The organism is Intrasporangium sp. (assembly GCF_032907665.1).
Taxonomy (GTDB): Bacteria; Actinomycetota; Actinomycetes; order Actinomycetales; family Dermatophilaceae; genus Intrasporangium.
Genome location: NZ_JAJJPG010000135.1, coordinates 1 through 9,039, shown reverse-complemented (window position 1 = coordinate 9,039; position 9,039 = coordinate 1). Strand labels below are relative to the sequence as shown.

The window sequence follows — 9,039 nt, the reverse complement described above, 5'->3', positions numbered from 1 at the left end:
TCGAGTGGCCCCGATGTGCACACCCTGGCTGGGGAGGATGGGGCCACTCGAGTGAGGCCGTCAGCCCTGGACGAGCCGCTCGACCGTCGCGCCGAGGCGCGGAAGGGCGGCGACCACCTGCTCCCTCGCCTTGCCCCGCAACGCGCTGTACACCTTCTTCGCGGCCGTGTGCGACGTCCCCTCGGCCTTGGCGTCGGTGACGGCGAGGAGAGCGTCGGCGGCTTCGCCCGAGCGGGCCTGCAGGTGCGTTGCGAACGGGGCGTCGCCCTTGGTCGCCCACAGCGGGTCGAGGGCGGCAGCGAACTGCGGCAGCAGCCGGTCGGTCGCGCTGGGGACGAAGTCGCCACCGAGCTTCTTCGCAGCGGCGTAGCCGGCCTTGACGGCGGCGCCGCCGATGCCCGACTTCTCGGCGACCTCGGCGTCGATGACCTCCGTCAGCGCGGCCACGGCGGTCGGGCGGCGAGTCTGGTCGAGAAGGGCGTCGGACACAGCACTACTCACTGGGGTCTCCTTGGAGGGTATGGAGGGAATCTGTCACGTGCGCGGAGCCGGCCGGAGAAGACCTTGCGGTGGGTCGACGCCGCGTACGGAGCATCCTCTCAGAGGCACTAAACTGGCGAGCACACCCCACGATCCGGAGGAACACGTGAGTTCACTCAAGGTTGAGATGGTTGCCGCAGACCGCAAGGTCTGGGAGGGCGAGGCCAAGCTGGTGCGGGCCCGGTCGATCGCCGGTGACCTCGGCATCCTGCCGGGCCACAGCCCGTTGCTCGGCGTCCTCGTCGAGGGTGACGTCACCATCGAGGCACTCGACGGGGCGCGTTCCACCGTCACCGTCGACGGTGGCTTCCTCTCCGTCGACTCCGATGTCGTGACGATCGTCGCCGAGCACGTCGACGCCTCGTCGATGCAGACCACGACGAACTGAGCCCGCGCCGTGCCGTCCGTTCTCGTCTCCACCGAGATCGTGATCGGCACGCTCCTGGTCATTGCCCTGCTCGCGCTCGGGGCGACCTACCTGCGCCGCCGCTACATCGCCGGTGGCCAGCCGCTCACGCTGTGCGGCTACCGCGCCGGTGGCTCCGACCGCTGGCACCTCGGCCTCATGCGCCTGGGAGACGACGCCCTCGAGTGGTTCACCCTCGGGGGCGTTTCGCTGCGTCCGAAGCGTCGGTGGCAGCGCCAGGCCCTGCTCCTCGAGGCGCCGCGGCTCCTGTCGGCGGAGGAGGCGTTGGCCCTGCTACCCGATGCCTATGCGGTCATCTGCACCGATCGGATCGACACGTTCGAGCTCGCCCTCCAGGGGCCCGACTACACCGCCGTGCGTTCCTGGCAGGAGGCGGCGCCGCCCGGCTACAACGTCAACGTCGCCTGACGCACGGGGGCTCACGGCCCCGGCGGGCCTGCAGCGGTCCGTGGCAAGGAGGGTGACCTTGTCGCCCTCGATCTCCGCCCCCGTGTCCCCCGAAGGCCCGCGTTGCTGGGTCCGCCAACCTCAGTGCTTCTTCTTCTCCGGGCGCTCGACTCGGCCACCGCCCGGCTGCCACAGGACGTCACCGCCGATCGGCAGGTTGGCGATCCGCGCGAGGATGAAGAGCAGGTCCGAGAGCCGGTTGAGGTACTTCGCGGTGAGGACGTTGACGCCGCCGACGCCACGCTCGGTGCCGGGCTGCTCCCCGTGCTCCTCGATGGCCGCCCAGGCGGAGCGCTCGGCCCGCCGCACGATGGTCGTCGCCAGGTGCAGGTGGGCAGACCCGGGTGTCCCTCCGGGCAGGATGAACGACCGGAGCTTCTCGAGCCGCTCCAGGTAGTGGTCGCAGTCCCGCTCGAGGTCGTCGATCCATGGCTGGCCGACGCGCAGGGGTGGGTACTCGTAGGTCTCCTGCAGTGGGGTCGCGAGGTCGGCACCGACGTCGAACATCTCGTTCTGGATGCGCAGCAGGGTGGCCTTGACGTCATCGTCGAGGTTGCCGCTCGCGACGGCGATGCCGATCGCGGCGTTCGCCTCGTTGCTGTCAGCGTAGGCGTGCAGTCGGGCATCGTTCTTGCTCGTGCGGGAGAAGTCGCCGAGGCTCGTCGTGCCGTCGTCACCCGTGCGCGTGTAGATCTTCGTCAGGTTGACCATGGAAGCACTCTCTCACTGGTCGGCGGACAGGTCTGCATGGGTAGGGTCGCAGGGTGAGAGAGCGGTTCCGGGTCGTCGGCGAGGCACGTCTCGTGGGAGAGGTTCCCGTCGTCGGCGCGAAGAACAGCGCCCTCAAGCTCATGGCGGTCGCGCTCCTCGCAGAGGGCAGGACCATCTTGACGAACATGCCCGACATCGCCGACGTCCGCGTCATGGCGGAACTGCTGCGCCGGCTCGGCGTGACGGTCGACCTCGACCTCGAGGGTGGCATCGCGGTGCTCGACGTCCCCGGCGTCATCGGACGACGAGCGGACTACGAGCTGGTCCGCGCCCTGCGTGCCTCGATCTCGGTGCTCGGACCGCTCGTCGCCCGCGCCGGCGAGGCAGACGTGGCAATCCCGGGCGGCGACGCGATCGGTTCGCGAGGCCTGGACCTGCACGCGGCGGGCCTCGAGGCCCTCGGTGCCGAGGTCCACGTCGCCCACGGCTACCTCGTCGCCACGGCGCCGCGGGGGCTGCGGGGGGCGCAGATCCGGCTCGACTTCCCCAGCGTCGGCGCGACGGAGAACATCCTCATGGCGGCGGTCCTCGCACGCGGCCGGACCACCATCGACAACGTCGCCCGCGAGCCCGAGATCCACGACATTGCGCGGATGCTCACGTCGATGGGTGCCCGCATCCACGGCGCGGGGACCTCGCGCGTGGTCGTGGACGGCGTCGACGTGCTCTCGCCGACCGAGCATCGAGTCGTCCCGGACCGCATCGCGGCCGGCACGTGGGCCTTCGCCGCCGCCACGACCCGTGGGGACGTCGAGGTCGTCGGAGGTGTCGCGGAGCACCTCACGTCACCGCTCGCCCTGCTCGCCGACGCCGGATGCCTCGTGGAGCAGACTGAGCGGGGCTTCCGAGTCGCTGTGCCAGAGGGGACGGCGCGGCCAACCGCGTTCGACGTGGCGACGCTGCCGTATCCCGGCTTCCCGACCGACCTGCAGCCGTTCGCCCTGACCTACAACGCCGTGGCCGACGGGAGTGCCATGGTGACCGAGAACCTCTTCGAGGCGCGCTTCCGGACCGCCCAGGAGCTGGCTCGCCTGGGCGCCGACGTGCAGGTCGATGGTCACCACGTGATGACCCATGGGGTCCCGCTCCTGTCCGGTGCACCCGTGCAGAGCAGCGACATCCGGTCCGGGGCAGCCCTCGTCGTCGCCGGGCTCGTCGCCGACGGCTACACCCTCGTCGGTGGGATCCACCACATCGATCGCGGCTACCCGAGCTTCGAGGTCGCCCTGCGCTCCCTGGGGGCAGACGTCGTCCGCGAGCCGGACGACGAGTGGTTCGAGTAGTCCACATCCCGAGACTGCGCGCGAGAAATGACGTGCCCTTGAAGGTCTCTTGGTCTCGCGAGCATTTTCTTGACTCTTTCTTGACTCCGGAGGGCAACGTTCCTGAGCCCCACGGCGTCATCATGGGTAACGGCACGCAGCAGTTGAGAGGGGTCACGATGACGCTGAATGCCCACCGGCGACGCCCGGCGCAGACGCCGGTGCAGGTTCTCGACGCGCCCGACGGGCATGACGTCTTCATCGAGGGACGACTCGACGTGCACACGGTGCCCGACATCCGCGACGCGGTCCACGCCGTCATCGCGACCGGGGACGGCGAGTTGCGCCTCCACCTGGGCGACGCAGAGATCGGAGACGCGACCGGGCTCGGCATCATCCTGCACCTGCATCGCCGGGCGACCCGAGCCCAGCGACAGCTGTTGCTCATCGACCCGAGCGATCGCACGACACGGCTCCTGCGGGGGTGCCGCCTCGACCGCATCCTCGCCTCGCGTCGGGGAAGTTCGTCGTCAGCGACGATGGGAAGCTCGCGACCAGCCACTGTGGCGCCTCTCACCGCTTGAGCGACTCCCCGTCGCCACGGTCTCGAAGGTAGTTTCGAGACCATGCCCGACGACAGTGTTCGACCCGTCCGACCCGCCCGTGACCGTCCGTGGGTCATGCGGACCTATGCGGGTCACTCCAGCGCGGCCGCGAGCAACGAGCTCTACCGACGCAACCTCGCGAAGGGCCAGACGGGTCTGTCGGTGGCCTTCGACCTGCCGACCCAGACCGGATACGACCCCGACCACGTGCTCGCTCGTGGCGAGGTCGGCAAGGTCGGCGTGCCCATCAGCCACATCGGCGACATGACGGCGCTGTTCGACGAGATCCCGTTGCGCGAGATGAACACGTCGATGACGATCAACGCCACGGCCATGTGGCTGCTCGCGCTCTACCAGGTCGCGGCGGAACGGCAGGCCGAGGCAGCAGGCGAGTCGCCCGAGGAGTGGGTGCATGCGCTCGGCGGGACGACGCAGAACGACATCATCAAGGAGTACCTCTCCCGCGGGACGTACGTCTTCCCGCCCGGTCCCTCGCTCCGGCTGATCACCGACATGATCACCTACACGGTCCGCGAGATCCCCAGGTGGAACCCGATCAACATCTGCAGCTACCACCTCCAGGAGGCGGGAGCGACACCCGTCCAGGAGATCGCCTTCTCGATGTCGACCGCCGTGGCGGTCCTCGACGCCGTCCGCGACTCCGGTCAGGTGCCGCCGGAGGAGTTCCCCGATGTCGTTTCCCGTATCTCGTTCTTCGTCAACGCGGGTGTGCGCTTCGTCGAGGAGATGTGCAAGATGCGCGCCTTCGTGGAGCTGTGGGACGAGCTCACCCGCGAGCGCTACGGCGTGACCGATGCCAAGGCGCGCCGGTTCCGCTACGGCGTGCAGGTCAACAGCCTCGGCCTGACCGAGGCACAGCCCGAGAACAACGTCCAGCGGATCATTCTCGAGATGCTCGCCGTGACGCTGTCCAAGGACGCCCGCGCCCGCGCCATCCAGCTGCCCGCGTGGAACGAGGCCCTCGGCCTGCCCCGGCCGTGGGACCAGCAGTGGTCCCTGCGCATGCAGCAGGTCCTCGCCTTCGAGTCGGACCTGCTCGAGTACGACGACCTCTTCACCGGCTCGGTCGTCGTCGAGCGCAAGGTCGCCGACCTCGTCGCCGGCGCGAAGGCCGAGATGGCCCGGATCGAGGAGATGGGCGGAGCCGTGGTGGCCGTCGAGTCGGGCTACATGAAGTCCGCGCTCGTCGCCTCGCACGCGGAGCGCCGCCGCCGGATCGAGTCCGGCGAGGACATCATCGTCGGCCTCAACCGCTTCGAGACGACCGAGCCCAACCCCCTCACGGCCGACCTCGAGACTGCCATCCAGACGGTCGATGCCAACGTCGAGAGGGCGGCCGCCGATGCCGTGCGGACCTGGCGCGAGCGGCGCGACGCAGACCCCGCCCAGCGCGCGAGGGCCGCAGCCGCCATCGACCGGCTCAAGGCCGACGCCGCCTCCGGTGCCAATCTCATGGCCGCCTCCCTCGAGTGCGCCCGTGCCGGCGTGACGACAGGGGAGTGGGCGGGCGCGCTGCGCGCGGAGTTCGGCGAGTACCGCGCCCCAACGGGCGTCAGCGGTTCCGTCGGCGTCGGGTCGGCCGAGCCCGGCGAGGCCCTCGCCCTGGTGCGGGCTGCAGTCGCCCGGACGAGTGAGGAGCTCGGTGAGAAGCTGCGGATGCTCGTGGGCAAACCCGGCCTCGACGGCCACAGCAACGGCGCAGAGCAGGTGGCCGTGCGGGCCAGGGACGCCGGCTTCGAGGTCGTCTACCAAGGCATCCGCCTGACCCCCGCCCAGATCGTCGCGGCCGCGGTCGCCGAGGACGTCCACGTCGTCGGCCTCTCCATCCTCTCGGGGTCGCACATGGAGCTCGTGCCCGAGGTGCTCCAGGGGCTGCGCGACGCCGGAGCGGGTGAGGTTCCCGTCATCGTCGGCGGGATCATCCCCGAGGGCGACGCGTCGGCCCTGCGGGAGGCTGGTGTGGCCATGGTCTTCACACCCAAGGACTTCGGCCTCAACGAGATCATGGGCGAGATCGTCGGCGTCATCCGCGCGTCACGTGGGCTCGCACCGCTCGAGCCCGCATATCCACATGGTTAGCCACGCGGGTTCTGGGGGTCCACGGGGGCGTGCCCCCGTGCGTCGGCATACAGTCACAGCATGAGCGACCTCCAGTGCGCAGCCCGCATCATCGTCGTCACCCCCCTCGGACTGGGTGACGTCAAGTGGCTGGCCTCCGAGCTCTACCGAGAGCGGGTGCAGGCGGTGTATGCCGCTGACGACGTTCCCGACACCGGCCCGGTCGAGACCCTGGCGGAGGACCTGGGCGTCCCCTGCCACAGCGGCAGTGGCGACCTCGAGGACGGTTCGGACGGTCTCCAGGACATCGTCGACCGCCACCGAGGCGAGACCGTCGTCGTCGTGCGCGGCGGAGCGGCCATCGAGCCGGTGCTCATGCTCGTCGATGCCGACGGCACGAGCGTGCACAGCCTCGACGAGAACGTCTAGTACGCCTGCCCGTCGCGCGCGCTTCCTCGGGGCGCACACCCTGCCGTGTGGCCCGTGCTCCGGACGCAGGGCGGACCGCCCGGCCGACGGCGTGGGTTGCACCCTACGCTGGCCCGCATGGATGGAGGCTTCCCCGGGCTCGGCACCGTGATCAACGTCGTCGCGGTGCTCCTCGGGGCCACGCTCGGGATGCTCGCGGGCAACAGGTTGTCCGAGCGCGTCCGACGGGTCGTCACCGACTCCCTCGGCCTGGTCACCCTCGCCGTCGCGATCCTCTCCACCCTCGACGTGACATCGCCGGCCCTCGAGGACGCGGTGGGCTCGGGCGTCCCGGTCCTCATCGTCCTCGGCGGGCTGCTCATCGGCGGCATCGTCGGCGCCCTGCTGCGGATCGAGGAGCGCCTCGAGTCCCTCGCTGGGGTCATCCAGGGCTGGGTACGCCGACGCGGCGCTCGTGGAGAGCACGACCATGCAGAGCGGGAACGCTTCATCGAGGGCTGGCTCACCGCGTCCCTGCTCTTCTGCGTCGGACCGCTGACCATCCTCGGCTCGCTGTCCGACGGGCTCGGCCGCGGCATCGACCAGCTCGCGCTCAAGTCGGCCCTCGACTTCTTCGCGGCGATCGCCTTCGCGTCGACCTTCGGCGTCGGCGTGCTCCTGTCAGCGGTGTCCGTCGCCGTCATCCAGGGCGGGCTCACGCTCCTCGGCGTCACGCTGGGCGCGGTCGTCCCCGAGGCCCACATCGCAGCCCTGACCGCGACCGGGGGCCTCCTGCTCGTCGGCATCGCCTTCCGGCTCCTGAACATCCGGCACATCCCCGTCGGCGACCTGCTGCCTGCGCTCCTGGTGGCGCCCCTGCTCGTCACGGTCGTCGCGCAGTTCCGCTGAGCGACGGGGGGCGCGAGGGGGCGTCGGCGCTCAGAAGAGGCGGGACTCCGCGTCGTCGATCCCCTTGAGGGCGTCGTAGTCGAGGACGACGCACCGGATCCCACGGTCCTCCGCCAGGGTCCGGGCCTGCGGCTTGATCACCTGGGCAGCGAAGACCCCGCTCACCGGGGCGAGCAGGGGGTCGCGGTTCATCAGCTCGAGGTACCGCGTCAGCTGCTCGACCCCGTCGATCTCGCCGCGCCGCTTGATCTCGATCGCGACGCTGCCCCCGGTGTGGTCCCGGGCGAGGATGTCGACGGGCCCGATCGCCGTCATGTACTCGCGACGGACGAGCGACCACCCGTGCCCGAGGGTGTGGATGTGCTCGGCGAGGAGCTTCTGCAGGTGGGCCTCGACGCCGTCCTTGACGAGCCCCGGGTCGCTGCCCAGCTCGTGCGCCGAGTCGTGCAGGACCTCGTGGATGTGCACCGTGAGGCGGTCCTCGGACTTGGCGTGCTGGACGCGCCACACCGCGACGACGCCGTCCTCGGACTGGGGCTCGTCAGGCTCGAGCTCGGCCATGGTGCAGGGGGGCGACATCCAGTTGAGCGGCTTGTACGAGCCGCCGTCACTGTGGACGAGGACGGAGCCGTCGGCCTTGACGAGCAGCAGCCGGGTGGCGAGGGGGAGATGGGCCGTGAGCCGACCGTCATAGTCGACGCTGCAGCGGGCGATGACGAGACGCACCGGGACACCCTAACCCGCGGCACTCGAGGCACCGATGACCTCACCACCCGGCGTGGGGAGCGTCACCCCGGGGTCGGGTGTGTTGGGCCCGGAGGCTCTGGGAGACTCGACGGCATGGCTCGTGATTTCACCAAGGTCGGCGTGATCGGACTCGGCACCATGGGTGCCGGCATCGTCGAGGTCTTCGCCCGCAACGGCATCGATGTCGTCGCGGTCGAGGTCGACGACGAGGCCGTGGAGCGGGGACGGGAGCACCTGGAGAACTCCACGGGACGTGCCGTGACCCGGGGCAAGCTCACCGAGGAGGAGCAGACCGCTCTCATGGGGCGCGTGCAGTTCACCTCGAACCTCCACGACCTCAAGGAGTGCCAGCTCGTCATCGAGGCCGTCCCGGAGCAGCTCGAGCTGAAGAAGGAGATCTTCGCCAAGCTGGACCAGATCGTCGCCGAGGACGCCATCCTCGCCACCAACACCTCCTCCCTGCCCGTGACCGAGATCGCCGTCGCCACCGTCAACCCCAAGCGGGTCGTCGGCATGCACTTCTTCAACCCCGCGCCGGTCATGCAGTTCGTCGAGGTCATCAAGACGGTCATCACGTCCGACGAGATCTTCGAGCGGGTCAAGGGCCTGGCCGAGCGGCTTGGCAAGCAGCCGGTCGTCGTGGGGGACAAGGCCGGCTTCATCGCCAACGCCCTGCTCTTCGGCTATCTCAACCACGCCGTGTCGATGTACGAGAGCAAGTACGCCACCCGCGAGGACATCGACGCCGCGATGCGGCTCGGCTGCGGCTACCCCATGGGGCCCCTCGCCCTCATGGACCTCATCGGCCTCGACACCGCCTACGAGATCCTCGACACGATGTACA

General features: G+C 69.9%; 11 protein-coding genes. 8 read left to right on the top strand and 3 right to left on the bottom strand.

The features are described 5' to 3' along the window. Window positions 1-60: 60 nt before the first annotated feature. On the bottom strand, window positions 61-501 hold the full coding sequence (locus tag LOY02_RS15880) for a DUF6918 family protein (RefSeq protein ID WP_317183339.1): 441 nt from the start codon (window positions 499-501) through the stop codon (window positions 61-63). Between the two features lie 145 nt (window positions 502-646). Here LOY02_RS15880 and LOY02_RS15875 point away from each other — a divergent pair, with 145 nt between their 5' ends. Both LOY02_RS15875 and LOY02_RS15870 read left to right on the top strand, forming a co-directional pair. Next, entirely contained in the window at window positions 647-928 is a 282-nt protein-coding gene (locus LOY02_RS15875) for a F0F1 ATP synthase subunit epsilon (protein WP_317183338.1), read from the top strand. 9 nt (window positions 929-937) lie between these two features. Beyond that, a complete protein-coding gene (locus LOY02_RS15870; protein WP_317183337.1) occupies window positions 938-1,375 on the top strand; it encodes a DUF2550 domain-containing protein in 438 nt (145 codons plus the stop codon). Between the two features lie 120 nt (window positions 1,376-1,495). Here the strand turns inward: LOY02_RS15870 and LOY02_RS15865 are convergent, their stop codons facing one another. After that, window positions 1,496-2,125, bottom strand: a complete 630-nt coding sequence (locus LOY02_RS15865; protein ID WP_317183336.1) for a cob(I)yrinic acid a,c-diamide adenosyltransferase — start codon at window positions 2,123-2,125, stop codon at window positions 1,496-1,498. A 53-nt stretch (window positions 2,126-2,178) separates the two neighbouring features. Between LOY02_RS15865 and murA the strand changes: the two genes are divergently transcribed. From murA to LOY02_RS15840, 5 genes are all read left to right on the top strand, one after another. Further along, window positions 2,179-3,468 (top strand): UDP-N-acetylglucosamine 1-carboxyvinyltransferase, encoded by a 1,290-nt coding sequence (murA, locus tag LOY02_RS15860; RefSeq protein ID WP_317183335.1) that lies wholly within the window; start codon window positions 2,179-2,181, stop codon window positions 3,466-3,468. Window positions 3,469-3,626: 158 nt separating this feature from the next. Next, window positions 3,627-4,031 carry an STAS domain-containing protein gene (locus LOY02_RS15855; protein WP_317183334.1) on the top strand — a complete coding sequence of 135 codons (405 nt, stop codon included), beginning with the start codon at window positions 3,627-3,629 and terminating at the stop codon, window positions 4,029-4,031. A gap of 96 nt (window positions 4,032-4,127) precedes the next feature. After that, window positions 4,128-6,152, top strand: coding sequence for a protein meaA (locus LOY02_RS15850; RefSeq protein WP_317183340.1), 2,025 nt, complete (start codon window positions 4,128-4,130; stop codon window positions 6,150-6,152). A 60-nt stretch (window positions 6,153-6,212) separates the two neighbouring features. Further along, window positions 6,213-6,560: a hypothetical protein gene (locus LOY02_RS15845; RefSeq protein ID WP_317183333.1), complete on the top strand. Its 348-nt coding sequence runs from the start codon at window positions 6,213-6,215 to the stop codon at window positions 6,558-6,560. A 117-nt stretch (window positions 6,561-6,677) separates the two neighbouring features. After that, window positions 6,678-7,448: a DUF554 domain-containing protein gene (locus tag LOY02_RS15840; RefSeq protein ID WP_317183332.1), complete on the top strand. Its 771-nt coding sequence runs from the start codon at window positions 6,678-6,680 to the stop codon at window positions 7,446-7,448. Between the two features lie 30 nt (window positions 7,449-7,478). Here LOY02_RS15840 and nucS read toward each other — a convergent pair whose 3' ends face one another. Then, window positions 7,479-8,174 carry an endonuclease NucS gene (gene nucS, locus LOY02_RS15835; RefSeq protein ID WP_317183331.1) on the bottom strand — a complete coding sequence of 232 codons (696 nt, stop codon included), beginning with the start codon at window positions 8,172-8,174 and terminating at the stop codon, window positions 7,479-7,481. 114 nt (window positions 8,175-8,288) lie between these two features. Here nucS and LOY02_RS15830 point away from each other — a divergent pair. After that, on the top strand, window positions 8,289-9,039 hold a 751-nt coding region (locus tag LOY02_RS15830; protein ID WP_317183330.1), incomplete at its 3' end, for a 3-hydroxyacyl-CoA dehydrogenase family protein.

Bases quoted from the DNA above. Each gene is read 5' to 3' on its own strand.
- LOY02_RS15865 (WP_317183336.1), bottom strand. From the start codon at position 2,125: ATGGTCAACCTGACGAAGATCTACACGCGCACGGGTGACGACGGCACG.
- LOY02_RS15855 (WP_317183334.1), top strand. From the start codon at position 3,627: ATGACGCTGAATGCCCACCGGCGACGCCCGGCGCAGACGCCGGTGCAG.
- LOY02_RS15850 (WP_317183340.1), top strand. From the start codon at position 4,128: ATGCGGACCTATGCGGGTCACTCCAGCGCGGCCGCGAGCAACGAGCTC.
- LOY02_RS15845 (WP_317183333.1), top strand. From the start codon at position 6,213: ATGAGCGACCTCCAGTGCGCAGCCCGCATCATCGTCGTCACCCCCCTC.
- LOY02_RS15840 (WP_317183332.1), top strand. From the start codon at position 6,678: ATGGATGGAGGCTTCCCCGGGCTCGGCACCGTGATCAACGTCGTCGCG.